This window comes from Pseudomonas sp. Q1-7 (assembly GCF_028010285.1).
Taxonomy (GTDB): Bacteria; Pseudomonadota; Gammaproteobacteria; order Pseudomonadales; family Pseudomonadaceae; genus Metapseudomonas.
On the sequence record NZ_CP116304.1, the window covers coordinates 2,791,247 to 2,816,684 of the forward strand.

General features: G+C 67.1%; 23 protein-coding genes. 13 read left to right on the top strand and 10 right to left on the bottom strand.

Features of this window, described 5'->3' with window-relative positions; genetic code table 11:
- Positions 1-36 precede the first annotated feature (36 nt).
- The 12 genes from PJW05_RS12785 (at position 37) to PJW05_RS12840 (ending at position 14,320) form a co-directional block, all read left to right on the top strand.
- On the top strand, positions 37-3,144 hold the full coding sequence (locus PJW05_RS12785) for a multidrug efflux RND transporter permease subunit (protein ID WP_271412066.1): 3,108 nt from the start codon (positions 37-39) through the stop codon (positions 3,142-3,144).
- A 38-nt stretch (positions 3,145-3,182) separates the two neighbouring features.
- Positions 3,183-4,640 carry an efflux transporter outer membrane subunit gene (locus tag PJW05_RS12790; protein ID WP_271412216.1) on the top strand — a complete coding sequence of 486 codons (1,458 nt, stop codon included), beginning with the start codon at positions 3,183-3,185 and terminating at the stop codon, positions 4,638-4,640.
- A 239-nt stretch (positions 4,641-4,879) separates the two neighbouring features.
- A complete protein-coding gene (locus PJW05_RS12795; RefSeq protein WP_271412067.1) occupies positions 4,880-5,623 on the top strand; it encodes an SDR family oxidoreductase in 744 nt (247 codons plus the stop codon).
- Between the two features lie 19 nt (positions 5,624-5,642).
- Positions 5,643-5,969 (top strand): DUF190 domain-containing protein, encoded by a 327-nt coding sequence (locus PJW05_RS12800; protein WP_271412068.1) that lies wholly within the window; start codon positions 5,643-5,645, stop codon positions 5,967-5,969.
- Positions 5,970-6,017: 48 nt separating this feature from the next.
- Positions 6,018-6,233 carry a DUF3820 family protein gene (locus PJW05_RS12805; RefSeq protein ID WP_271412069.1) on the top strand — a complete coding sequence of 72 codons (216 nt, stop codon included), beginning with the start codon at positions 6,018-6,020 and terminating at the stop codon, positions 6,231-6,233.
- Positions 6,234-7,042: 809 nt separating this feature from the next.
- Positions 7,043-8,392, top strand: coding sequence for an outer membrane beta-barrel protein (locus PJW05_RS12810; RefSeq protein WP_271412070.1), 1,350 nt, complete (start codon positions 7,043-7,045; stop codon positions 8,390-8,392).
- A 78-nt stretch (positions 8,393-8,470) separates the two neighbouring features.
- A complete protein-coding gene (locus PJW05_RS12815; RefSeq protein WP_271412071.1) occupies positions 8,471-9,781 on the top strand; it encodes an ABC transporter substrate-binding protein in 1,311 nt (436 codons plus the stop codon).
- Positions 9,782-9,935: 154 nt separating this feature from the next.
- Complete coding sequence (locus PJW05_RS12820; RefSeq protein WP_271412072.1) at positions 9,936-10,658, top strand: ABC transporter ATP-binding protein; 723 nt, start codon at positions 9,936-9,938, stop codon at positions 10,656-10,658.
- 4 nt (positions 10,659-10,662) lie between these two features.
- On the top strand, positions 10,663-11,364 hold the full coding sequence (locus PJW05_RS12825) for an ABC transporter ATP-binding protein (RefSeq protein ID WP_271412073.1): 702 nt from the start codon (positions 10,663-10,665) through the stop codon (positions 11,362-11,364).
- A 2-nt stretch (positions 11,365-11,366) separates the two neighbouring features.
- Entirely contained in the window at positions 11,367-12,230 is an 864-nt protein-coding gene (locus PJW05_RS12830; RefSeq protein WP_271412074.1) for a branched-chain amino acid ABC transporter permease, read from the top strand.
- The gene (locus tag PJW05_RS12835) at positions 12,230-13,246 is read left to right on the top strand and encodes a branched-chain amino acid ABC transporter permease (protein ID WP_271412075.1); all 1,017 of its coding nucleotides are present in this window, start codon (positions 12,230-12,232) and stop codon (positions 13,244-13,246) included. Before PJW05_RS12830 ends, PJW05_RS12835 begins: the two co-directional genes overlap by 1 nt.
- Before the next feature lie 144 nt (positions 13,247-13,390).
- The gene (locus tag PJW05_RS12840; protein WP_271412076.1) at positions 13,391-14,320 is read left to right on the top strand and encodes a LysR family transcriptional regulator; all 930 of its coding nucleotides are present in this window, start codon (positions 13,391-13,393) and stop codon (positions 14,318-14,320) included.
- 19 nt (positions 14,321-14,339) lie between these two features.
- Here the strand turns inward: PJW05_RS12840 and PJW05_RS12845 are convergent, their stop codons facing one another.
- Positions 14,340-14,849: a sterol desaturase family protein gene (locus PJW05_RS12845; protein ID WP_271412077.1), complete on the bottom strand. Its 510-nt coding sequence runs from the start codon at positions 14,847-14,849 to the stop codon at positions 14,340-14,342.
- Positions 14,850-14,954: 105 nt separating this feature from the next.
- The gene (locus tag PJW05_RS12850; RefSeq protein ID WP_271412078.1) at positions 14,955-16,133 is read right to left on the bottom strand and encodes an MFS transporter; all 1,179 of its coding nucleotides are present in this window, start codon (positions 16,131-16,133) and stop codon (positions 14,955-14,957) included.
- A gap of 176 nt (positions 16,134-16,309) precedes the next feature.
- Here PJW05_RS12850 and PJW05_RS12855 point away from each other — a divergent pair, with 176 nt between their 5' ends.
- The gene (locus PJW05_RS12855) at positions 16,310-17,032 is read left to right on the top strand and encodes a phosphatase PAP2 family protein (protein WP_271412079.1); all 723 of its coding nucleotides are present in this window, start codon (positions 16,310-16,312) and stop codon (positions 17,030-17,032) included.
- Here PJW05_RS12855 and PJW05_RS12860 read toward each other — a convergent pair.
- The 8 genes from PJW05_RS12860 to PJW05_RS12895 all read right to left on the bottom strand — a co-directional run bounded on the left by PJW05_RS12860 (position 17,019) and on the right by PJW05_RS12895 (position 25,416).
- Positions 17,019-17,978, bottom strand: coding sequence for an SdiA-regulated domain-containing protein (locus tag PJW05_RS12860; RefSeq protein WP_271412080.1), 960 nt, complete (start codon positions 17,976-17,978; stop codon positions 17,019-17,021). The genes PJW05_RS12855 and PJW05_RS12860 overlap by 14 nt on opposite strands.
- A 73-nt stretch (positions 17,979-18,051) precedes the next feature.
- Positions 18,052-19,578, bottom strand: coding sequence for an ArnT family glycosyltransferase (locus PJW05_RS12865; protein ID WP_271412217.1), 1,527 nt, complete (start codon positions 19,576-19,578; stop codon positions 18,052-18,054).
- Between the two features lie 44 nt (positions 19,579-19,622).
- A complete protein-coding gene (locus tag PJW05_RS12870) occupies positions 19,623-20,363 on the bottom strand; it encodes a glycosyltransferase family 2 protein (protein ID WP_271412081.1) in 741 nt (246 codons plus the stop codon).
- A 106-nt stretch (positions 20,364-20,469) separates the two neighbouring features.
- Positions 20,470-21,240 carry a TVP38/TMEM64 family protein gene (locus tag PJW05_RS12875; RefSeq protein WP_271412082.1) on the bottom strand — a complete coding sequence of 257 codons (771 nt, stop codon included), beginning with the start codon at positions 21,238-21,240 and terminating at the stop codon, positions 20,470-20,472.
- A 6-nt stretch (positions 21,241-21,246) separates the two neighbouring features.
- Positions 21,247-22,239, bottom strand: coding sequence for an NAD-dependent epimerase (locus PJW05_RS12880; RefSeq protein WP_271412083.1), 993 nt, complete (start codon positions 22,237-22,239; stop codon positions 21,247-21,249).
- Positions 22,236-23,579 carry a UDP-glucose dehydrogenase family protein gene (locus PJW05_RS12885; protein ID WP_271412084.1) on the bottom strand — a complete coding sequence of 448 codons (1,344 nt, stop codon included), beginning with the start codon at positions 23,577-23,579 and terminating at the stop codon, positions 22,236-22,238. The genes PJW05_RS12880 and PJW05_RS12885 overlap by 4 nt, the downstream gene beginning before the upstream one ends.
- A 181-nt stretch (positions 23,580-23,760) precedes the next feature.
- On the bottom strand, positions 23,761-24,627 hold the full coding sequence (locus PJW05_RS12890; protein WP_271412085.1) for a hypothetical protein: 867 nt from the start codon (positions 24,625-24,627) through the stop codon (positions 23,761-23,763).
- 93 nt (positions 24,628-24,720) lie between these two features.
- On the bottom strand, positions 24,721-25,416 hold the full coding sequence (locus PJW05_RS12895) for a class I SAM-dependent methyltransferase (protein WP_271412086.1): 696 nt from the start codon (positions 25,414-25,416) through the stop codon (positions 24,721-24,723).
- Positions 25,417-25,438: the final 22 nt, after the last annotated feature.

Below are 25,438 nucleotides of genomic sequence, written 5' to 3' on the forward strand. Positions count from 1 at the left end.
GGAGAGGGGGCTCATGCCCCGCTCGGACGCTCAGCCATGAACCTCTCCGCCCCCTTCATCCACCGCCCGGTGGCCACCATGCTGCTGAGCCTGGCGATCCTCCTGCTGGGCAGCGTCAGCTTCGGCCTGCTGCCGGTGTCGCCGCTGCCGCAGATGGATTTCCCGGTGATCACCGTGCAGGCCAGCCTGCCCGGCGCCAGCCCGGAAATCATGGCCTCCAGCGTCACCACGCCGCTGGAGCGGTCGCTCGGCACCATCGCCGGCATCAACCAGATGACCAGCCGCACCAGCCAGGGCTCGACGCGGATCATCGTGCAGTTCGACCTGGACCGTGACATCAACGGCGCGGCCCGCGACGTGCAGGCGGCCATCAACGCCTCGCGCAACCTGCTGCCCAGCGGCATGCGCAGCATGCCCACCTACAAGAAGGTCAACCCGTCCCAGGCGCCGATCATGGTGCTGTCGCTGACCTCCGACGTGCTGGAGAAGGGCCAGCTCTACGACCTGGCCTCCACCATCCTGGCCCAGAGCCTGTCCCAGGTCAGGGGCGTGGGCGAAGTGCAGATCGGCGGCAGTTCCCTGCCGGCGGTGCGGGTTGAGCTGGAGCCACAACTGCTGACCCAGTACGGTCTGGCCCTGGACGACGTGCGCAGCACCATCGCCGCCGCCAACCAGCGCCGGCCCAAGGGCGCGGTGGAAGATGCCGGACGCCACTGGCAGGTGGGCGCCAACGACCAGTTGGAGAAGGCCGCCGACTACGCGCCGCTGATCCTCCGCTACCAGGACGGCGCGGCCCTGCGCCTGGGCGATGTGGCCAAGGTCCGCGACGCGGTGGAAGACCGCTACAACAGTGGCTTCTTCAACGATGATTCGGCGGTGCTGCTGGTAATCAACCGCCAGGCCGGCGCCAACATCATCGAGACCATCGAGCGCATCAAGCAGCAGCTGCCGGCGTTGCAGGCGGTGCTGCCGGCCAGCGTCAAGCTGGACCTGGCCATGGACCGCTCGCCGGTGATCCGCGCGACCCTGCACGAGGCCGAGCGCACCCTGCTGATCGCGGTATCCCTGGTGATACTGGTGGTCTACCTGTTCCTCGGCAACCTGCGTGCCTCGCTGATCCCGGCGCTGGCGGTGCCGGTGTCGCTGGTGGGCACCTTCGCCGTGATGTACCTGATGGGTTTCTCCCTCAACGTACTCTCGCTGATGGCGCTGATCCTCGCCGCCGGGCTGGTGGTGGACGACGCCATCGTGGTGCTGGAGAACATCTCGCGGCACATCAACGACGGCATGGCGCCGTTCAAGGCGGCCCTGCAGGGCACCCGCGAGGTGGGCTTCACCCTGCTGTCGATGAACCTCTCGCTGGTGGCGGTGTTCGTGTCGATCCTCTTCATGGGCGGCATCATCGACCGGCTGTTCCGCGAATTTTCCCTGACCCTGGCGGTGGCCATCCTGGTCTCGCTGCTGGTGTCCCTGACCCTGACGCCCATGCTTTGCGCGCGCTGGCTCAAGCCCCATGTGCCGGACCGGGACAGCCGCCTGCAACGCTGGAGCGAGACCCTGCACACGCGCATGGTCGGCGCCTACGACCGCACCCTGGGGCTGGCCCTGCGCCATCCGCGCCTGACCCTGGCCAGCCTGCTGCTGACCATCGCCTGCAACATCGCCCTCTACGTGCTGGTGCCCAAGACCTTCCTGCCGCAGCAGGACACTGGCCAGTTGATCGGCTTCATCCGGGGCGACGACGGCCTGTCCTTCACCGTGATGCAGCCGAAGATGGAAACCTTCCGCCGCGCCGTGCTGGCCGATCCGGCGGTGGAGAGCGTGGCCGGCTTCATCGGCGGCGGTGGCGGCATCAACAACGCCTTCATGATCGTGCGCCTGAAGCCCATCGCCGAACGCAAGGTTTCGGCGCAGAAAGTCATCGAACGGCTGCGCGCCAACCTGCCCAAGGTGCCCGGCGGCCGGCTGATGCTGATGGCCGACCAGGACCTGCAGTTCGGCGGCGGTCGCGAGCAGCGCAGCTCCCAGTACGAGTACGTGCTGCAGAGCGGCGAGCTGTCCGACCTGCGCACCTGGCTGCCGAAGGTCACCGCCGCGCTCAAGGCGCTGCCGGAACTCACCGCCATCGACGCCAACGAGGGGGAGGGCGCCCAGCAGATCACCCTGCAGGTGGACCGCGACACCGCCAAGCGCCTGGGCGTGGACATGGCCATGGTCAGCTCGGCGCTGAACAACGCCTACAGCCAGCGGCAGATCTCCACCATCTACGACACCCTGAACCAGTACCAGGTGGTGATGGAGGTCAACCCGAAATACGCCCAGGACCCGGAAACCCTCAAGCAGGTGCAACTGATCACCGCCGACGGCCAGCGCGTGCCGCTGTCCAGCTTCGCCCGTTACGAGCGCAGCCTGGAGGAAGACCGGGTCAGCCACGAAGGGCAGTTCGCCTCGGAGAGCATCTCCTTCGACCTGGCTCCCGGCGTCAGCCTGGACACGGCCACCGTCGCCATCGAGAAGGCGGTGGCCGCCATCGGCCTGCCCAGCTCGGTGATCGCCCGGATGGGCGGCAGCGCCGACGCCTTCCAGAGCACCCAGCAGAACCAGCCGTGGATGATCCTCGCCGCCCTGGTGCTGGTGTACCTGGTGCTGGGCATCCTCTACGAGAGCTACATCCACCCGCTGACCATCCTCTCCACGCTGCCCTCGGCGGGTGTCGGCGCGCTGCTGGCGATCCTCCTCACCGGCGGCGAGTTCAGCCTGATTTCGCTGCTCGGCCTGTTCCTGCTGATCGGCGTGGTGAAGAAGAACGCCATCATGATGATCGACCTGGCCCTGCAACTGGAGCGCAACGACGGCCTGTCCCCGGCGGAATCCATCCGCCAGGCCTGCCTGCTGCGCCTGCGGCCGATCCTGATGACCACCATCGCCGCCATCCTCGGTGCCGTGCCGCTGCTGATCGGCGGCGCGGAGGGCGCGGAAATGCGCCAGCCGCTGGGCGTGGCCATCATCGGCGGCCTGGTGCTGAGCCAATTGCTGACCCTCTATACCACCCCCGTGGTCTACCTCTACCTCGACCGCCTGCGCCACCGCTTCAACCGCTGGCGTGGCGTGCGCACCGACGCTGCCCTGGAAACACCGCTATGAACACCGCTGCCACCTCCCTGAAACCCCTGCGCCGTGCCATGGCCATGGCCTTCGCCGGCCTGCTGTTGTCCGGCTGCGCCATCGGCCCGGACTACCAGCGTCCGGAGCAGAGCGTGCCCGCGCAGTTCAAGCACGCCGAAGGCTGGTCCCTGGCCAGCCCGGCCGACCTGGAGCACCGTGGCCGCTGGTGGGAGCTTTACAACGACGCCACCCTCAACGGCCTGCAGCAGCGCCTGGAGGCTTCGAACCAGACCCTCGCCCAGTCCGTCGCCCAGTACCGTCAGGCCCAGGCGCTGGCCCGTGGCGCGCGGGCCTCGTTTTTCCCCTCGGTGACCGCCAATGCCGGCAAGACCCGTTCCGGGCAGGGCGGTGGCGACAGCACCGTGCGCCTGGCCGACGGCTCCACCGTCACCAGCTCAGGCGGCGGCGGCGTGTCCAAGAGCTACGACGTCAGCCTCGGGGTGAACTGGGAAATCGACCTCTGGGGCAAGCTGCGCCGGCAACTGGAATCCGACACCGCGAGCCTGCAGGCCAGCGCCGCCGACCTCGCCGCCGCACGCCTCAGCCTGCAATCGGAACTGGCGCAGAACTACCTGCAATTGCGGGTGCTGGATGCACAGAAACGCCTGCTGGAGGCCACCATCGCCGCCTACCAGCGCGCCCTGACCCTGACCCAGAACCAGTACAAGGCCGGTATCGTCACCCGCGCCGACGTGGCCCAGGCCACCACTCAGCTGAAAAGTACCCAGGCCCAGGTGATCGACCTCAAGTACCAGCGCGCGCAGCTGGAGAACGCCCTCGCCGTACTGGTCGGCGTGCCGCCGGCGGAGTTCAGCCTGGCCGAGGTGGACAGCGTACCGGCGTTGCCGCACGTGCCGGCGCTGCTGCCCTCGCAACTGCTGGAACGCCGCCCCGACGTGGCCTCCGCCGAGCGCAACGTGATGGCGGCCAACGCCCGGATCGGTGTCGCCAAGTCCGCCTACTTCCCCAGCCTCAGCCTGAGCGCCGCCGGCGGCTACCGCAGCGGCAGCCTGCATGACTGGATCACCACGCCCAACCGCTTCTGGTCCATCGGCCCGGAATTCGCCATGACCCTGTTCGACGGCGGCCTGATCCGTTCCCAGGTGGACCAGGCCGAGGCCAGCTACGACCAGACCGTTGCCGTGTACCGCCAGACCGTGCTCGACAGCTTCCGCGAAGCCGAGGACTACCTGGTCCAGCTCGACGTGCTGGCCGAGGAGAGCGGTGTGCAGCAGGAAGCCCTGGACGCCGCCCGCGAAGCCCTGCGCCTGATCACCAACCAGTACCGCGCCGGCACCGTCGACTACAACAGCGTGGTCACCAACCAGGCCACCGCGCTGAACAACGAGCGCACGCTGTTGACCCTGATGGGCAGCCGCCTGACCACCAGCGTCCAGCTCATCGCCGCCCTGGGCGGGGGATGGGAACAGACGCAACTGGAGCGGGCGGAGTCGGATGGCGAGGCGCTGCCTTAAGGCCGCGTCGCGTGGTGTTCGCCGCGGCCAACGCCGAGGGCGAACCCTTCGGCCTTTCCACGGCGGCGATCTACGCCCGCTGGCAGGCCCTGCACGCCGCGCGCTGAGCGTTCCGGGCCCCTGGCGGGCCGGGCGCCGCTGATGACCGGTCCCGCACGGGGCGCCATCTGCGGCTATACCACTGGAAAGGCCCACAAGCGGCACCAGCCGTGGTTTTCGGGCCATTCCGGGAGAACCGCATGTCGGAAACCGCCAGAACCGCAATCGTCACCGGGGCGTCCCGGGGTATCGGCGCGGCCATAGCCCGGCGCCTGGCCGCCGAAGGTATCCAGGTGGTGGTCAATTACGCCTCCCGGCCGGAATCCGCCGAGCAGGTGGTGGAAGACATCCGGCGGGCCGGGGGCAAGGCCTACCCGGTGCTGGCCGACGTCAGCGACCCTGTGGCGGTCGCCGTGCTGTTCGACCAGACCGAAATGGAGTTCGGCGCCATCGATATCCTGGTGAACAACGCCGGGGTGATCCAGCCCGGCCTGGTGCCGCTCGCCGATACCGAGATGGCGCTCTACGACCGGCTCTTCGCCATCAACACCCGCGGCACCTTCAACACCCTCAAGCTGGCGGCGTCACGCCTGCGCAGCGGTGGGCGCATCGTCAACCTGTCCAGCAGCGTGGTGGGGCTGAGCCTGCCGGGCTACGCCATCTACGCCGCGTCCAAGGCGGCGGTGGAAACCATGAGCGCGATCTTCGCCCGCGAGCTGCGCGGGCGGAACATTTCGGTCAATTGCGTGGCGCCTGGGCCGACGGCCACCAACCTGTTCCTGGAAGGCAAACCGCCGGAACTGGTGGCGCGCCTGGTCAAGCAGGCGCCCCTGGAACGCCTGGGCAACCCCGAGGATATCGCCAACCTGGTCGCCTTCCTGGTGGGGCCCGAAGGCGCCTGGGTGAACGGGCAGACCCTCAGGGTGAACGGAGGCATCGTCTGACCTCGCGAAGGAGGCTGATATGAAGGGCTGCCAGCTCACGCTCTACACCCAGCAGAACCGGCGCCACCAGGGCAAGATGCTGGCGGACTGGATCGTCGGCCTGGCCATGGAAATGGGCCTGCGCGGCGCCACCCTGGTTTCCGGGATCGAAGGCTTCGGCCATACCCGGCACATCCATTCCCATCACTTCTTCGAGATGGCTGACCAGCCGATGCTGATTCTCCTGGCCCTGACCGAGGCGGAGTGCGATGCCCTGCTCAAGCGCCTGGCAGATGAGGCCGTGCCGCTGTTCTACGTCCGGGTTCCCGCCGAGTTCGGGCTGCTGGGCGCGCCGGTGGATGGTTGAGGCCGGCCTCTGCGACAATCTCCGCTTCGCCACCCGCAAGGCCGTCCGATGAAGCCCGAAGACCTGCTGCTCCTGGTCACCCGCGAAATGCCCTACGGCAAATACAAGGGCCGCCTGATCGCCGACCTGCCCGGACACTACCTGAACTGGTTCGCCCGTGAAGGCTTTCCCAAGGGCGAGATCGGTCGGTTGCTGATGCTGATGCAGGAGATCGACCACAACGGCCTGAAGCCGCTGCTCGAGCCGTTGCGCCACCGGCGCTGAACGCCGCGACGGGTGATGGTGCAGCGGCGGCCCTTGCTCCCGTTGGGTTTCACCTACGCGGGAGCGGACTGGGGGCTGGACGTAGGATGGGTAGAGGTACGAAACCCATCGTCTCGTGGCGTTGGGTTTCGCTGCGCTCTACGCCAACCTACGCGGGAGCGGGCTGGGGGCTGGACGTAGGATGGGTAGAGGTACGAAACCCATCGTTTCGGGGTGTTGGGTTTCGCTGCGCTCTACACCAACCTACGCGGGAGCGGGCTGGGAGCTGAACGTAGGATGGGTAGAGGTACGAAACCCATCGCGTCGTGGCGTTGGGTTTCGCTGCGCTCTACACCAACCTACGCGGGAGCGGGCTGGGAGCGGGACGTAGGATGGGTAGAGGTCCGAAACCCATCGTGTCGCGGCGTTGGGTTTCGCTGCGCTCTACACCAACCCACGCGGGAGCGGGCTGGGAGCTGAACGTAGGATGGGTAGAGGCACGAAACCCATCGTTTCACGGTGTTGGGTTTCGCTGCGCTCTACACCAACCTGCGCGGGAGCGGACTGGGGGCTGGACGTAGTCCCGCCTCCCACTTGCCGCAATTCTGTCCGATAACCGCCCAGCCTGCCGCACCCCCTTCCGGCCGCAACCGCTCTAGCTTCGGGGGCGTCGCCATTGTTCGCGAAGTGCGAACACTCATATCGCCGAAACCGCAATTGTTGGAGGGGTAGGGCACTTGTAGCTTGCAACCCAGCCGGACGGCCCGAACCGCACTGCCAGCGCGCTCCGTCACGGCATCAGGCTGACTAATAACAACAAGGTAGCTGCCATGATCCGTAGCAAGCATTTCTCCGCATCCCCTCTGTTCGCCCCGGTCCTGGCGGCCGTCGCACTGTTCCCCAGCATCGCCCAGGCCGCCGAGCCGGGGCCGTCCGGTTCGCTGTTCCGCAGCGCCTTCGGCGACGGCCTGGAAAAGGACCATGGCATCAAGGTCCATGGCTGGGCCCAGGCGGGCTGGATCTACAACGACAACGGCAGCGATGACGTGAGCAAGCAGGCCTTCTTCAACAACGACGAAGGCTTCAACCTCAACCAGTTCGCCCTGTCCATCGAGAAGGCCCCCAAGGGCAATGTGGTCGGTCGCGTCGGCCCGTTCCCCGGTCCCATGCCGCAGGAAGCCGACTGGGGTTTCAACGTCACCGCGCTGTACGGCAAGGATGCGCGCTTCTTCAAGACCTACGGTTTCGACGAAGACCTGGGCGTCAACCGCAGCGCCGATGCCAACGATGAAAACTTCAACATCGCCCAGGCCTACCTGGACTTCTACATCCCGGTGCTCGGCGGCTCCAACCTGATGCTCGGCGTGTTCCACACCCCGCTGGAGAACGAGATCGGCTTTGCCCTGCCGAGCCCCGCGCCGACCGACTTCTACAGCCACACCTATTCCTTCATGCACGGCCCGGCCAAGCACACCGGCGCGCTCTATTCCTTCAAGCTGCCCCAGGAAGAGGGCGGCAGCATGCTCGGTTTCGAACTGGGCCTGGTGCAGGGCTGGAACAATATGCAGGACCCCAACGGCGACCCGGACGTCATCGCCAACCTGCGTTGGCGCTCAGCGGACTTCCGCACCTGGGTGGACTGGGAAAACATCTACGGCAACGGCGCTGGTGACAGCTTCGCCGAGTGCGCCTGCGGCTCGCCCATCCCCGCCGGCACCGATGACCAGGACCTGACGCGCTACGCCTCCTACCTGACGGTTTCCCATGTGCTCGATGCGCGCAACCGCATCGCCGTGGAGTTCAACTACGGCCAGCAGGAAGACGCCGCCTTCGCCGCCTTCGCGGACAAGGGCAATGCCCACTGGTATGGCGCCGACGTCAACTGGTACCACCGCCTGGCCGACGACCTGATGTGGAACAGCCGCGCCGAATGGTTCTACAGCGACGCGCCGGTGCACGTGGTGATGGCCAACATCGACCCGCAGACCGGCATCCCCGATCCGAGCTGGGGCAGCTTCTACGGCTTCACCACCAACCTGGCCTGGACCCCGGTGCCGAACCTGCGCCTGCGCCCCGAGCTGCGCTACGACATCCACAGCGGCAGCGGTCGCGATGCCTTCGGTGGCGGACGCGAGGACAGCCAGCTGATCGGCTCCTTCGACGTCACCGTCTTCTTCTGATCCGGCTCCAAACCACTGCCCTCCCGGCCGGGCCCGTGCGCCCGCGCCGGGCTTCATCTCCACGTCGAGGTACGCGTCATGGACAACAACAAGAAACTCCTCGGTGCCGGGCTGTCCCGGCGTGATTTCCTGCGGGCCAGCGGCGTCGTGGCTGGCGGCTCGCTGCTCGCAGGTCTTTCTTCCGGGCCGCTGTTCGCCGCGGAAAAGGTCATCCGCATCGGCTACGTCAGCCCGCAGACCGGCCCGCTGGCGCCCTTCGCCGCGGCGGATGCCTACATCATCGAGAGCCTCGCCTCGGTGCTGAAGAACAGCATCACCGTCGGCGGCCAGCGCTGCCGCCTGGAAGTGATAGTCAAGGACAGCCAGTCCAACCCCAACCGCGCCGCCGAAGTGGCCAACGAGCTGATCCTGTCCGACGGCGTGGACCTGATGCTGGTGTCCTCCACCCCGGAAACCACCAACCCGGTGTCGGACCAGTGCGAGATCAACGAGGTCCCCTGCATCTCCACCGTGGCGCCCTGGCAGCCCTGGTTCTTCACCCGGGGCGGCAAGCCGGACGAAGGTTTCCAGTGGACCTACCACTTCTTCTGGGGCCTGGAAGACGTGATCGCCACCTACACCGCCATGTGGGGCGGCATGGGCAGCAACAAGGTGATCGGTGGCCTGTTCCCCAACGACGGCGACGGCAACGCCTGGGGCGACGGCAAGCTGGGCTTCCCGCCGGTGCTGGCGCAGAAGGGCTTCCAACTGGTGGACCCGGGGCGCTTCCAGAGTCTGACCGACGATTTCTCCGCGCAGATCTCCGCGTTCAAGAAGGCCGAAGCGGAAATCGTCACGGGTGTGGTCATCCCGCCGGACCTCACCACCTTCTGGACCCAGGCACGCCAGCAGGGCTTCCAGCCCAAGGCGATGTCGGTGGGCAAGGCGCTGCTGTTCCCCTCGGCGGTGGAGGCCCTGGGCAAGGCTGGGCACAACCTGTCCACGGAAATCTGGTGGAGCCCCAGCCACCCGTTCAGCTCGTCCCTCAACGGCCTGACCGCCGGGCAACTGGCCGCGCGCTACACCCAGGCCACCGGCAAGCAGTGGACCCAGCCCCTGGGCTTCGTCCACGCGCTGTTCGAGCTGGCGGTGGACATCCTCCAGCGCACCGAGGAAGTGGGTAACCCCGAGGCCACCCGCGATGCCTTGCTGAAGACCGAGCTGAACACCGTGGTCGGCCCGGTGAGCTGGAAGAACGGTCCGGTGAAGAACGTCGCCAAGACCCCGTTGGTGTCCGGCCAGTGGCGCCTCGGCGGGCCTTTCACCTACGACCTGGTGATCACCAGCAACCAGACCGCGCCGCAGATTCCCCTGGGTGGGGAGATGCAGGCGATCACTTACGGCGGTTGAGTTCGCGCGTGGGGTTAATTAACCCCCTCTCCCCAGCCCTCTCCCCGAGGGGAGAGGGGGCCGTTCGTAGTCAGTAGCCCGGGGGAAATCCGGGAGTCTCGGCACAGTGCCCCCGGATTGCATCCGGGCTACAGATTCATACAGGTAACGACACATGCAACAACTCCTCGTACTGGAGCAGGTGCACAAGCGCTACGGCTCGGTGACGGTGACCGACGATTTCAGCCTGGACCTGGCGCCGGGTGAGGCATTGGGCATCATCGGCCCCAACGGCGCCGGCAAGAGCACCCTGTTCAACCTGATCGCCGGCGGTGTGGCGCCCGACGCCGGGCGCATCCGTTTCCAGGGTGAAGACGTCACCCGCGAACCGGTGTTCAAGCGCTGCCAGCGCGGCATCGGCCGTTCCCATCAGATCCCTCATCCCTTCGTGAAGATGACGGTGTTCGAGAACCTGCTGGTGGGCGCCACCTTCGGCGCCGGCCAGAAGGAAAAGGACGGCCATGCCTGGTGCGCGCACATCCTCGAACTCACCGGGCTGATGAAGAAAGCCAACGCCCTGGCCGGCTCCCTGACCCTGCTGGAGCGCAAGCGCCTGGAAATGGCCCGCGCCCTGGCGACCCGTCCGCAGTTGCTGTTGCTGGACGAGATCGCCGGCGGCCTCACCGAACCCGAGTGCCACGAACTGGTGAGCACCATCCAGGGCATCCACCGCTCCGGTACCTCGATCATCTGGATCGAACACATCGTCCACGCCCTGCTGGCGGTGGTCAGCCGCCTGGCGGTGATCAATTTCGGCCGCAAGCTGGACGAGGGCGAGCCTCAGGCGGTGATGGCCAACCCCAAGGTGCAGGAAATCTACATGGGCATCGGGAGCTGAGGTCATGCTGACGATCCGCAAGCTGCGCGCCGGCTACGGCGACTTCCAGGCGTTGTTCGACCTCGACCTGGACCTGGCCGAGGGCGAGACCCTGGCCATCATCGGCGCCAATGGCGCCGGCAAATCCACCTTCCTGCGCTCCCTCGCCGGGCTGATCCGCAACGACCCCGGCGCCATCCGCTACAAGGGCCAGTCCATCGGCGACCTGCCGGCCAACCGTGTGCTGGAGCGTGGCATCGCCCTGGTGCCGGAAGGGCGCAAGCTGTTTCCCTCCCTCAGCGTCGAGGAAAACCTGCTGATCGGCGCCTACAGCAAGCGCCCGGGGCCGTGGAACCTGGCGCGCATCTATGGCCTCTTCCCGGTCCTGGAAACGCTGCGCAAGCGCCCCGGTACCGCGCTGTCCGGCGGCCAGCAGCAGATGGTCGCCATCGGCCGCGCGCTGATGTCGAGCCCGAGCCTGCTGCTCTGCGACGAGATCAGCCTGGGCCTGGCGCCCACCACCATCAAGGACATCTATGCCGCGCTGCCCTCGATCAAGGCCGACGGCACGGCGGTGATCCTGGTCGAACAGGACATCAACCAGGCCCTGGCGGTGGCGGACCGCTTCTACTGCTTCCAGGAAGGGCGCATTTCTCTCTCCGGCAAACCGGGCGAGGTGGGTAAGGAACAGATCAAGGCGGCCTATTTCGGCCTGGCGGAGGCATGATGATGGAATGGCTCAATACCCTGGTGCAGGGCGTGCTGCTCGGCGGTCTCTACGCCATGTTCGCGGTGGGCCTGTCGCTGATGTTCGGCATCATGCGCCTGGTCAATATTGCCCACGGCGACTTCATCGTCCTCGCGTCCTACCTGGCGCTGGTGGTGGTCCAGACCCTCGGGCTGTCGCCCCTGGCCAGTCTGGCGGTGGTGGTACCGGTGATGTTCCTGGTCGGCTACGGCCTGCAACGGCAACTGCTCAACAGGACCCTGGGCAACGACATCCTGCCGCCGCTGCTGGTGACCTTCGGCTTGTCGATCATCTTGCAGAACGTCCTTCTGGAGTTCTTCAGCGCCGACAGCCAGAAGCTCTCCCAGGGCGACCTGGAAGTGGCCAGCGTCGCCGTGGGCGGCCTCAGCCTCGGCGTGATGCCGCTGATGGTGTTCGGCACCGCGCTGCTGGTCATCGGCGGCCTGCAGTTGCTGTTCTACAAGACGCGCCTGGGGCGTGCCTTCCGCGCCACCTCGGATGACCAGCACACCGCCCAGCTGATGGGCATCGACAACCGTCACATCTTCGGCCTGGCCATGGCGCTGGCGATGGCGGTGGTGTCCATCGCCGGGGTGTTCCTCGCGGTGCGCACCAGCTTCGACCCCAGCGTCGGTCCGGCGCGGCTGCTCTACGGCTTCGAAGCGGTGATCATCGGCGGCCTCGGCAGCCTCTGGGGCACGCTCGCCGGTGGCGTGATCCTTGGCGTCGCCCAGGCGGTGGGCGCGCACATCGATCCGGGCTGGCAAATCCTCGCCGGCCACCTGGTGTTCCTGCTGATCCTGGTTTTCCGCCCGCGTGGCCTGTTTCCCCGGAGTGTCGACTGATGAATGCGATGAACAATGCCTACCTCGTCCAGCGCAGCACCCGCAGCAGCCAGGTGGGCCTGGCGCTGCTGGGCGTGCTGGTGCTGGTCCTGGCGTCCTTGCCGTTCTGGGCCGACCGCGCGGTGCTGCGCCTGGTGGTGGAGTTCGCCTACTACCTGGCCCTGGCGCAGATGTGGAACCTGCTGGCGGGCTACGCCGGCATGGTTTCCGTGGGCCAGCAGGCCTTCGTCGGCCTCGGCGGCTACCTGCTTTTCGTGCTGGCCTCGCAACTGGGCGTGCCGCCGTTGGCCGCGGTGTTCCTTTCCGGGTTGGTGGTGGCCGCGCTGGCGGTGCCCACGGCGCTGGTGCTGTTCCGCCTGCGCGGCGCCTACTTCGCCATCGGCACCTGGGTGGTGGCCGAAGTGTTCCGCCTGGGCCTGGCCCAGGTCGGCAGCCTGGGCGGCGGTTCCGGTCAGAGCCTGCCGGCGTCCATCGTCCGGCAGATCGGCGGCAGCCGCGACGGCCGCGAAATGCTGCTGTACTTCAGCGCCCTGGCCATCGCCGTCGCGGCGGTGCTGGTGGTCTACCTGCTGCTGCGCTCGCGCCAGGGCCTGGCGCTGACTGCCATCCGCGACTCCGAGCCGGCTTCCGGCAGCCTCGGCATCAACGTGTTTCGCACCAAGCTGATGGTCTATGTGCTGGCCGCCGGTTGCACGGGTGTGGTGGGCGCGCTGATCTTCCTGCAGAAGCTGCGGATCTCCCCGGACGCCGCCTTCAGCGTGCAGGACTGGACGGCGGCGGTGATCTTCATCGTCATCATCGGCGGTATCGGCACCCTGGAAGGCCCGCTGATCGGCACCCTGATCTACTTCGTCCTGCGCAGCTGCTTCGCCGAGTTCGGCGCGCTGTACATGATCATCCTCGGCAGCGTGGCGGTGCTGATGATGCTCAAGGCGCCCCAGGGCGTCTGGGGCCTGGTGAGCGAACGATTCGGCTGGCAGCTGTTTCCGATGCAGCGGAGGTTGAGTTCGATGTAGGTTGGTGTAGAGCGCAGCGAAACCCAACATTTGGGGCGAATCGTTGGGTCTCGTTCCTCGACACCAACCTACGGCAGAACTGTGTTCTGCATGGCGAATGAATTCGCCCCTACAGTTGAATCATCGCCAGAACCGGAAACACACATGGACCGCCTGCTCAGCATCGAAGCCTTCGTCCGCGTCGCGGAAACCGGCAACTTCGCCCGCGCCGCCCAGCAACTGGGGGTGACCCGCTCGGTGGTCAGCCACCGCATCCAGCAGTTGGAGGACTACATCAGCGCGCCGCTGTTCCACCGCAGCACCCGCCATGTGCGGCTCTCGGAAGTGGGGGAGACCTACTACAAGGAATGCGCGGACATGGTGGCCAGCTTCAACAGCCTCACCGAGCAGATGCGCGACCTGCGCGCCAAACCCACCGGCAAGCTGCGCATCCAGATGCTGCCGGGCTTCGCCATCGGCCATTTTGGCTGCCTGCTGGCGGAATTCACCGAGCTGTACCCGGATATCGAGGTGGACGTGATCGTCAACGACCGGGTGGTGGACCCCATCGAGGAAGGTTTCGACGTGGCCTTCCAGATGTTCCCGCCGCTCGCCGAATCGCTGATCGAGCGCAAGCTGTTCTCCGTTCGCCGGCTGTTCTGCGCGTCCCCTGCGTACCTGGAGCGCCATGGCGCGCCACGGGTGCCGACGGACCTGCAACTGCACAAGGTGGCGCTCTACGAGGGCTATCCGTCCCGCAACAAGTGGGTGTTCAACGGCGAGGAACAGGTGGAACTCAACCTCACCGGCCAGGTGCGTTCCAATTCCGTGCATCTGCTGCGGGACTACGCCCTGACCGGCACCTGCGTGGTCTGCCTGCCGACCCTGGTGGCCAGCGACGACCTCCTGGCCGGCCGCCTGGTGCCAGTGCTCGGCGACTATTCGCTGACCTCCTTCAGCTTTTCCGCCGTCTACCCGGCCACCCAACGCCGGGCCCTGAAGGTGCGCACCCTGATCGACTTCCTGGTGGAACGCATCAGTGACGAACCGGCCTGGGACAGGCCGCTGCTCCAGCGCGGCTGGGTACAGCCCTAGCCGCGTCTGCGGGCGACAATCAGGCCGCCGCCCGGGCGTCCCGCGGCGTCCCCACGAAATGCTCGCGCGTGCCGAATATCCAGTCGCACCAGGGCTTGGTCACGCACCAGTTGGCCTGGGGATTGGGACCCATGTGGTGGTCGTAGTGCCAGGGCAGGTGCTGGCGCGCCCAGTCCGGGTGGTCGTGGGCCTTCTTGTGGGTGACGTAGTAGTTGCCGGCGCAGTACCACAGCGTGACGCACAGCCAGGGCGCCCAGAAGAACAGCGGCGCCACCAGCAGGCTGGCGACGATGAGCGCCCAGGCTTCCTTGCCCTGGGCGTGCCAGCCCAGCGGCGGGCGGCGGTAGCAGGGGTCGTAGAAGTCGTACTGTCGGGCGTTGCGGTGGTGTTCGTGGAAATGGAAGCTCCAGAAGGTGCCGCGCTTGCGCCCCAGGCCGTGGAGCACGACGCGGTGGAACCACCATTCGCTGAAGTTGCCGAGCAGCAGGCCGGCGGGGATGCTGATGAGGGCTTCGAAGTACCAGGGCATTTTCTTCTCCTTGTTGTCGTCCCAGCGACCCGGAGTACGGCACCCGCTCCGGGTCATCGGCCCCAGATTCGCGCCGACCGCGGGCGAGGACAGCCCGACTTTCGATTAGCGTCGACGCAGCGCCAGCAGCAGGAGCGTGGCCAGGCAGAAGGCCGCGCCGGCGAGGAAGGTGCTCGCGGCGCCCTGGTATTGCCAGAGCCAGCCGGCCAGCAGGCTGGCCAGGAGCAGCGCGGCGCCGCTGGCCAGGTTGAACAGGCCGAAGGCGCTGCCCTTGAGGTCGGCGGGCGTGGTTTCGGCCACCAGCGCCGCGAGGATGCCCTGGCTGAACCCCATGTGCAGCCCCCAGAAGGCCACGCCGGCCAGCAGCAGGATGGGGCGGTCGGCCACTGCCAGCAGCAGGTCGGCGACGATCAGCAGCACCAGGGAGAAGGCCAGCAGCCCGGTCGGGCCCGCACGGTCGGACAACCTGCCAGCGGGGTAGGCGCAAAGCATGTAGCAGCCCGACATCACCACCATCACCAGCGGCGCCCAGGTGGTGGAAAGCCCCGCGTCCTGGGCGCGCAGCACCAGGAAGGCCTCGCTGAAGCGCGCCAGGCTGAACAGCGCGCCCAGGCCCACCACCCACCAGTAGGCCGCCGGGAAACCGCGCCAGGCGCGCAGGCGGATGGGCGAACGCAGGTGCCGGGACGGCCGGGCCGCGTCCGGCTCCCGCACGCCGAGCAGAATCAGGGCCACCGACACCAGCGCCGGTAACAGGGCGAACCAGAGCACCTGGGCGATATCGCCGGCCAGCAGCATCATCAGCAGGATCGCCAGCAGCGGGCCGAAGAAGGCGCCGGCGCTGTCCATCGCCTGTCTCAGGCCGAAGCAGGCGCCCCGTATCGGCGCCGGGGCGACGTCGGCGATCAGCGCGTCGCGGGGGGCGCCGCGAATCCCCTTGCCGACCCGGTCCAGCAACCGGGCGAAGAGCACCTGGTCGGCGGACGTGGCAACCGGGAACAGCGGCTTGCTCAGTGCCGCCAGGCCGTAGCCGATCAACACCAGGCCCTTGCGCCGTCCCAGGTAGTCGCTGATGGCGCCGGAAAACACCTTGACGGCCAGCGCGGTGGCCTCCGCCAGGCCCTCGATCAGACCGACGGCGAGCATGCTCGCGCCCAGGCTGCCCACGAGGAACAGCGGCAGCAGGCTGTGCACCAGTTCGGACGACAGGTCCATGAACAGGCTGACCAGGCCCAGGACCCAGACGGTGCGCGGGATGCGGTGGGTAACGGGAATGGCGGGCATGTCCTTGTCCTGCGTGACCCATGGGTGGGTTTCAGCCTAGGCGGAAACTCGGCGTGGCACGTTGCCGCATCCCCATCGGGTTTCCGCGACTTGATGTTTTTTTCACGAGTCCTTTACCCGTCGCTCACACGGCCCGGCGCAGACTGTGGTGCTTTCGACTTGCCAAGGAGTCTTTCATGTCCCATTCGCGGCCCTTCAATTTTCGGCTGTGGAGCGCGCTGCCGCTGGCGGCCATGGCGTTCCTGCTGCTGATCGACGTACCCCGGGTCGACTTCGCCCTGGCGCACCTGTTCTACGATCCGCAGAACGGTTTCATCGGGCGTCACAGCGCTTTTCTCGAAGACGTGTTGCATGATCGCGCCAAGCAAGTGGTGATCCTGCTCGGCCTGCTCGCCATCGCCGGTTTTCTCGCCAGCCTGCTGGTCCCCCGGCTGCACCCGTGGCGCCGGCCGCTGGGCTATCTGGTGCTGGCCCTGGGCGTGTCCACGGCCATCGTCACGCCGCTCAAGGCGCTGACCGCCGTGCAGTGTCCCTGGAGCCTCACCGAGTTCGGTGGCGTCGAGCCCTACGCCCCGCTGCTCGGCCACCATCCCTATGTCGACAAGCCCGGCCGCTGCTGGCCCGGCGGCCATGCCTCGGCGGGCTTTTCCCTGCTGGCGCTGTTTTTCGTGCTGCGTGACCGCCGTCCGCGCCTGGCGCGCGGCGCGCTGGTCGGCGCCCTGGCCCTCGGCGGCCTGTTCTCCCTGGGACGGATGCTGCAGGGCGCGCACTTTCTCTCGCACAATCTCTGGACCCTGCTGTTCGACTGGATGATCTGCCTGGCCTGCTACCGGCTGGTGCTCTATCGCCCGGTGCCGGAAGCCGAGGGCACCGGGGCCGTGGAATTCAGTTCTTCCTGAAACGGTAGAAAAGGTTGGGTTCGCCCACCACGTACAGGACGCGTTGGTCGTCCAGGGTCAGGCCTTCCGCCTGGCCCACGCTGTCGTCGAGGTCGCCGAGGTGCCCGAGCAGGGTGCGGAAGCTGACCAGCTCGCCATGTTCCCCGAGCTCGATCACCAGTTTCGACTCATGGCTGAGTACCAGGAGGTGTCCGGTCGGGGCGTCGAAATGCAGGTCGGAAATGTCCCTGGCGAAGACGCTGCGCTCGACCCAGTCGCTGAGGTCCTCCACCTTCAACTGGAGCCTGCCGTCCAGGCTCGCCCTGATGCCGGAGACGGCGTAGAGGCTGCGCGGATCACGCTCCTTGGCGACGAATAGGCGATCGTGCGCGGCGTCATAGGCCACCCCTTCGAACCCCTTGTTGTGGGCGCTGGAGGCCAGTGGCAGGGCCAGGGTCTGGGCGCTGCGCTTGTCGATGCGCTGGCCTGCCTGTCCGGGCAGGCGGAAGAACACCAGTTGCTGCTGCACCTCGTCGGTGAGCGCCACCAGGCTGTCACCCATGTAGGCCAGGCCCTCGACATCCTCGAAGCCTTCCAGCGGATAGCTCGCCAGTACCTTGCCCTCGCGGTCCATCTCCAGCAGCTTGATCGGCGGCGCGTTGGTCACGGCCAGCAGGTGCTGGCGGTCGGCGGCGAAGTCAATGGCGGACAGGTCATCGTCGATATCCGCCACCGGCCGTGCCTGGATGTCGGCCCGGTAGTCAGGCAGCCAGACGCTGCGGCCGGCCCATTGGCTGGCCTCCAGACGACTGCTGACGTAGTACCAGGCGCGCTCATGCCAATGAAACCTGAGCGTGGCGACGGTCGCCAGTAAGAGCAGCGTCACGCCCAGGCCGAGCAGGGTCAGCGCGCGCCAAGTGTGCCTGGACCGGGTCTTGTATCTATCGAGTTCAACGGCACTGTTCATGCTGGGTCCTGTCGTGCGGGCGAGCGACGGCCGCGTCCCCACGCAGGCGGGTCCGCGGCGGATTCACGGTCCTTCAGTCGAGCGGTTGCTTCCAGGCGAATCGATAAGTGAGTCGGTGGGACGCCTGGGCGTGGCACTGGCCGTTGTCGGCATCGGCACCGACCAGCCACCAGTCTTCGTCGTGGCCATCGCCCACGCGTCGGGCCTTTTCCGCGCTGAAGCAGCGGGCCAGCTCGGACCGAGCGATCAGCGCATGACCGCCAGGGTTGGCACGCAGCCATTCGGCGGCCCGTTCCGTCTGCTCGGGGGCGCCGACGCCGAAGTGCACCAGTGGCTGGCGCGCGAACAGCCAGTGCCCTTCGCGCCAGTAGGTCAGGGCGAGTTCTCCCCCGGCGGAGACGTCCGCCACTTCGGCCATCAAGGCCTGACGCGGGTTGATCCCTTCCTTGATGGGCTCGATGAAGCCTCGAGCGAACCAGGCGCAGAACCAGAGGATGGCCAGGCCGACGAACAGCTTCCTGGCGCGTGGACGCCCGGCGAACCAGCGACGCAGCAACCAGGGCACCAGGGGTGCCATGGCGAGCACCAGGCCGGGCAGCGCGGGGTAGATGTACAGCTTGCGCTTACCGCTGCTCAGGCTGAAGAAGATCAGCACCAGCACGACCCAGCCCAGCAGCACCAGGTAGCGCCCGTCGCGCTTGGCCAACTGGCGGCGCCAGGCCGGCACCAGCCAGGGCAGGGCGAGCACCAGGGGCAGCCAGTATTTGGGAATCACCTGGGTGAAGAAGTACCAGAACGGCTCGCGGTGGTGCCAGGCGTTGGCGTAGCGCTGCGCGGTCTGACGCAGCAGGACCTCGCTGAGGTAGGCACGGCTGGCCTCGTCGCCGACCAACGCGACTTTCAGCAGCAGCGGCAGCAGCCAGGTTGCGCTGGTCGCCAGCAGCACCAGCAGGCCGAACAGCCAGGCGCGGGCTTCGCCGGGCATCGGCACGACGCCGGGCCAGCCGCGGCGGACCGCATAGGCGTAGGGAACGAGCATCAACGCCGGGAGAAAGCCGACACCTTTGCTGATGATGCCCAGGCCCATGGCGGCGCAGGCCACGTAGAACCAGCCCCAGGCCGGGCCGAGCAACAGGTGCCGGGCCATGCCGTAGAGCCCCAGGGCGGTCCACAGGCAGAGGAAACCGTCGATCTGGCCGGCGCGCTGGAGGCTGTAGGTCTGGTAGGTGGCGAGGAACAGCAGGCCGGCGATCATGCCGACACGGCGGTTCCACAGGCGCGTGCCCAGGTCGTGCAGGCAGGCGGTGGTGACCATGCCGGCGAACAGTGCGGGCAGGAATAGAGCAATGGTCGGCGCCACGCCGATGCGAATGAGTGCCGCTATGGCCCACATGAACAGCGGCGGCTTGTCCGGGTAGATCTCGGCGGCCCGATGGGGAATCAGCCAGTCGCCGTTCTGGAGCATTTCCAGGGCCACGCCCAGGAAGCGCTCTTCGTCCACGTTGGACGGCTGACGCATGCCCAGGCCGGCGCTGATCATCGCGGCGGCGATCAGCAGCAGGAACAGCCACGAGGTCCGCTCGGAACGGATCAGCCCCATGGATTCGGCGCCTCCGTTCAGGGCAGGCAAGAGGCGACCCATGCTCAATCTCCCAGCTCGCGGGGGGTGGCGTCGAAACGGGTGCGCCGGATCAGCCACCAGACCCCGATCAGATCGAGAACGCCTACCAGTGCGCGGTCCAGGTTGCCGTACTTGGAAACGCCGGCGCCACGCGGACGGTGATTGACCGGGTGGACCAGCATGCCGCCCTGGTGACGCTGGATCAGCGCCGGGATGAAACGGTGCATGTGATCGAAATAGGGCAGGCGGAGGAACGCCTCGCGTTCGATCAGCTTGAGCCCGCAGCCGGTGTCCGGGGTGTTGTCCTTGAGCAGGCGGCCGCGCAGGCGGTTGGCGAATCGCGAAGCCCAGCGCTTGCTGGTGCTGTCCCGGCGGTTCACACGGTGGCCGGCGATCAGCTTGAGGTTAATGGGCGCGTCCGGCGCGCGAAGAATGGCGAGCATGCCGGGGATATCGGCCGGGTCGTTCTGGCCGTCGCCATCGAGGGTGGCCAGCCAGGTCCCTTCGGCGGCCCGTGCCGCGTGGTAGATGGCGGTGCTCTGGCCGAGCGAACGCTCGTGGCTGAGGATGCGCAGCTGCGGATAGCCGCGGCGTTTGAGGGCCAGCAGCCGCGCCGCGGTGTCGTCGGTGCTGCCATCGTCGACCACCAGCACTTCGAAGGACTCGCTGGAAAGCGCCTGGCGAATCTCTTCCAGGAGGGTGGGCAGGTTCTCGGCTTCGTTCCTGGCCGGGATCAATACGGAAAGGTAGGGCCTGTTCGACATGCTGGTTCCATCGCTTGAAAGGGTCATGTGAGCTGTTGCCGGGTGGGCGCTACTGTCGCCGGTCCATGTTGCAGGCAATCCATCGCGGCCAGCGGTTGCTCGCTTGTCATGGGCGTTCCACTTCGCCCAGGGCGGCATCCACCTTGTCGCCCATGCCGAGGCCATGACGGTGATACAGCCAGGCGCCGAGCATCCCGGACGCCAGGAACAGCAGGGCGGCGGTGCCGATACGCAGCGCCGGCGCGACGCTGATGCCACTGCCCACCAGGGCGAAGACCAGCGTCTGCGGCAGGAAACCGACCCCACTGGCGGCCAGGAATGGCGCCAGGCGCGCGCTGGAAATACCGGCGGCGAGGTTGGTCAGCACATTGCTGCCCACCGGCAGCAGACGAATCAGCAGGGTCATCGAGAATGGATGTTCATGGATGAATCGGTCGAAGCGCGCGGCGCGCGTACCCAGGCGGCCCAGCAGCAGGCCGCGGCCGAACGTCCGCGCATAGAAGAAGGTGACCAGGCAGCCGAGCAACGTCGCCAGGGTGCCGAGCAGGGTGCCGGCGACCAGGCCGAAGGCGTAGCCGGCGAGGAAGGCGATGATCTGCCGCGGCAGGCCGACTGCGGTGAACAGCGTACCCATGGCGAGGAACAGCAGCGTGCCTTCGACGCCGTGGCCACGGACGTGGGTGTCGATCCAGGTTTCGTTGATGGCGTTGCCCAGGTCGCTCCTGTCGAACAGGTAGCCGATCAGGGCGAGGCTGAGGATCAGCCCCAGCCCCTTGAGCATGGGCCGCATGGCGGGCATGGCCATGTCCCGGCGCGACGGTTTGTGGTGCGAGGCGCCGCGCTGGATCGTGCTCCACGGCCGCAGTTCATTGCCCATGTCGTTTCATGCTCCGTAGAAGGCCCGGTACCAGTCGACGAAACGGGCCACGCCATCCTGCAACGGTGTGACCGGGCGAAACCCGGTCCGCTCGGCCAGGGCACTGACGTCGGCCCAGGTCCGAGGCACATCGCCCGGCTGCATGGGCTTCATTTGCTTGTTGGCCTCGATGCCGATGGCCGACTCGATGCAGCCGACGAAGTCGAGCAGACGTACCGGGGAGCCCAGGCCGATGTTGAACAACCGATCGGTGGCGCCCTGGCGGGTCCGTTCCGACTCGTCGGCATAGGGGGGCGGGCGGTCCTGGATGCGGACGATGCCTTCGACCACGTCGTCGATGTAGGTGAAGTCCCGCGACATGTCGCCGCCGTTATAGAGGTCGATTGGCTGGCCTTCGAGGATGGCCTTGGTGAACTTGAACGGCGCCATGTCCGGGCGGCCCCAGGGACCGTACACGGTGAAAAAGCGCAGGCCTGTGATGGGAATCCGGTACAGGTGGGCGTAGGTGTGCGCCATCAACTCGTTGGCGCGCTTGGTGGCGGCGTAGAGCGAGATCGGGTTGTCGACGGCATCGGTAACCGCGAAGGGGACTTTCGCGTTCATGCCGTAGACCGAACTGCTGGAGGCATAGACCAGGTGCTGGACGCCGCCCTGACGGCAGCCCTCCAGCACATTGACGAAGCCGGTGAGGTTGGCGTCGGCGTAGGCGTGCGGGTTGTCCAGGGAGTAGCGCACGCCGGCCTGTGCCGCCAGGTGGATGACGCGCTCGAACCGATGTTCGTGGAACAGCGCGAACAGGGCCGCGCGGTTCGCGATGTCCAGTTTGCGGAAGGTGAAGCCTGCGACCGCGTGCAGCCGTGCCAGGCGAGCGAGCTTGAGATCGACGCTGTAGTAATCGTTCAGGTTGTCGATGCCGACCACCTGGTGCCCTTCGCTGCACAGGCGCAGGGCGGTGTGGAAACCGATGAATCCGGCTGCGCCGGTGACCAGGAGCTTCATGGCTGACCCAACCCCACGGCGGCACGGCCGATCGGGTAGTAGGCCAGGCCCTCACGGGCCAGGTGCGCCGGCTCGAAGAGATTGCGCCCGTCGAACACCACCCTGTCGCACAGGCGCTGGCGGATCAGGCCGAAGTCGGCGATGCGGAAGTTCAGCCACTCGGTGAGGATCACCAGGGCATGGGCATCGTCCAGGGCCGACTCCTTGGAGTCGGCCAGGTGCAGGTCGTGGCGCTCGCCATACAGGCGGCGGGCCTCCTGCATGGCCTCCGGATCGAAGGCGCGGACCCGCGCACCGGCCGCCCAGAGGGCCTCCAGCAGCACCCGGCTGGGGGCCTCGCGCATGTCATCGGTGTTGGGTTTGAAGGACAGTCCCCAGAGTGCGAAGGTCTTGCCGCCGAGGTCGCCGCCGTAGTGGCGCTGGATGTTTTCGAAGACCTTGTGCTTCTGCCGGTGGTTGACCGACTCCACGGCCTCCAGCAACTGCGGGCGGTAGCCCACATCGACCGCGCTGCGGCGCAGCGCCTGGAGGTCCTTCGGAAAGCAGGAGCCGCCATAGCCGCAGCCGGCGTAGATGAAGTCGTAGCCGATGCGCGAGTCCGAGCCGATGCCCTTGCGCACCATCTCGATGTCCGCTCCCAGGCGCTCGGCGAGATTGGCCATTTCGTTGATGAAGGAAATCTTGGTGGCGAGCATGCTGTTGGCCGCGTATTTGGTCAGCTCCGCGCTGCGGCTGTCCATGACGATCAGTTTTTCGTGATTGCGGCTGAAGGGTTTGTAGAGCTCGCGGAACAGTTCGATGTCGCGCTCGCCGTCGATGCCGATGATGATGCGCTCGGGGCGCATGCAGTCCTCGACCGCCGAGCCCTCCTTGAGAAACTCGGGGTTGGCCACCACCTGCATGTCGAACCCGTGGCCCTGGCGTGCCAGGGCGGCGTCCAGGTGGGCCTTGAGACGCTGTGCGGTGCCCACGGGGGCGGTGGACTTGTTGATCACCACCTTGGCCTCCAGGGCATGCCGGGCGATGGTATCGGCCACGGCGAAGACGTACTGCAGGTCGGCGCTGCCATCTTCGTCGGGGGGCGTGCCGACGGCGATGAATAGGACCCCGGAGAAGCCCACGCCTTTGGCGGCGTCGCTGGTGAAGCTCAGGCGTCCGGCCGTGAGGTTGGCCTGGATCAGTGCCGCCAGGCCCGGTTCGAAGAGCGGCGAGCGGCCCTGGTTGAGTTGCGCGATGCGGCGTTCGTCGATGTCGACGCAGAGCACCCTGTGGCCTACTTCCGCCAGGCACGCTGCCTGGGTCAGGCCGACATAGCCGGTACCGAAGATGGTGATCTTCATTCAGTGCCTTTTGTTGTTATGCCTGCTCTGTCCGGCGAGCTTGCCATGCACCCCTCCCGCCGATCCTGCCCGCGGGCATGAGGGGCAACCTAACGACATGAACGTGAAAATATTGTGGTGACGGCGCAAAAGAGGTCGCCGCGCGCGACCACCACGCCCCCGGGAGCCGGGAGAAGGGTCATCACCGGCCCGCGTCCTGTCGCGCGAGTTCCAGCACGCGATTGCGGCCTTGCTCGGCGACCAGGTAGCGCCCTGGAGCGGTTTCGACGATGGTCTGGGGCGAGCGCAGGTGCGACAGCACCACGGTCAGATCGCCGTGGGGCGCGAGCAGCAGGACGCGAGCCATGTGGGTGGCGTCCTCGGTGACCCACAGACCTTCGCGGTTGCAGAGCAGGAAACCGGGTTCGCGCAAATTGTCGAGGACCACCGGGTCCTGGCCGTCGGGCCGCCACTCGCGGATGTGGCCGCTGTTCTTTTCGGTGTAGAACAGCCGGCCGTCGGGACAGGAAGCGACCGCCTCGGCTTCGTCCAGGCCGCTGCGCAGGGTGGTCAGGCTGTCCGTCTCCGGGTCGTAGCGCAGCAGGCGGCCGTCACCATGGCGATCTTCGATCGCATAGAGGTAGTGGCCGTCGGTGGCCAGGCCCTCGACGCTGTCGGCGCTGAACAACTGCCGGGTGCCCTGGTCGTTCATCAGGAATACCGGGTGCTCACCCTGTTCCTGGCTGAAGGCAACGCCGCCGCGATAGCGCACCATGCCGTCGGGCTTGGACAGGCCCGACTCCACTTCGGTGCGCTGCCCACCAGGCAGGGCGTGAAGAATCCGGCCTTTGCCGTCTTGCAGCTCCTGGCTGATGTAGAGGCCTCCCGTACCATCGGGCAGCAGCGCACTGACCCGCTCGACGGCGTCCATCTGCACGCGGTAGCGCCACCCTTGCGCCGCACTGGCCGGGTAGAGGTGCCGCCAGGCCGGCAGCCCCGCGCCCACCAGCAGGGCCAGGGCGCAGGTCGCCAGCAGCCAGCGTGTGGCCCGCCGGTCGAGCAATAGCATCAGCCATTGTCCAGTGGGCCGCGATCGCTTGCGCAAAGGCGAACGGTGACGGGGAAGCGGGGCGATTTCTGCGGACATGGAAAGCTCCTTTGCTCAGGACGTCTTGCGCAGGACGTAGACCCGCCACATGGCGAAGCCGGGCAGCAGGTCGAGGTGGGAGAGGATGTTGAAACCGACGCTGTTGAACTCGTCTTCTATCTGTTCGCGCGGCACCACGAAACGGCTTGGCTTGCGCCCCGAGGGGGCGGCTGTCGCCCGGCGGCGATCCACGCGCTTGCGTCGCCAAGCCTGGTAATTGCCGTCCACCCAGAGGGAAATGATCAGGGTGTCACGGGTGACCCGATGGAACTCCCGCAAGACGTCCAGGCGCTGCTGCGTGGATTCCAGGCGATGCAGGAAGCGCATGCAGAAGATGGCATCCACGGCGTTCTCGCCAAGGTCGATGGCGAAGCGCGGCGTATGCAATACGCAAATGCGCTCGGCGATTTCCACGCCATGGGTGGAACGCGGCCTGGCCAGCGAGTCCGCCGGGTCATCCGCGGCCAGCACCAGGCGGTTGGGGTGACGAGTCAGCATCGGCCAGTAGCGGCCATTGCCGCAGGGCAGGTCGAGCACCAGGTTGGGCTCGCCGGCGATGCGCAGGGCCTGCCGCGCCACGCGGTCCTCGCGCCAGACCGTCAGCCGGGTGGCCAGGGCGGGACCGCCGCCGTTAGACGGGGACTCATTGCGTTCGCGGTCAGGGGCGCCTGAGCTGTCCAGCGCGAACGGCTTCGGCCTGGGTTGTGGCATGTGTGCACCGGATCCAGATGGG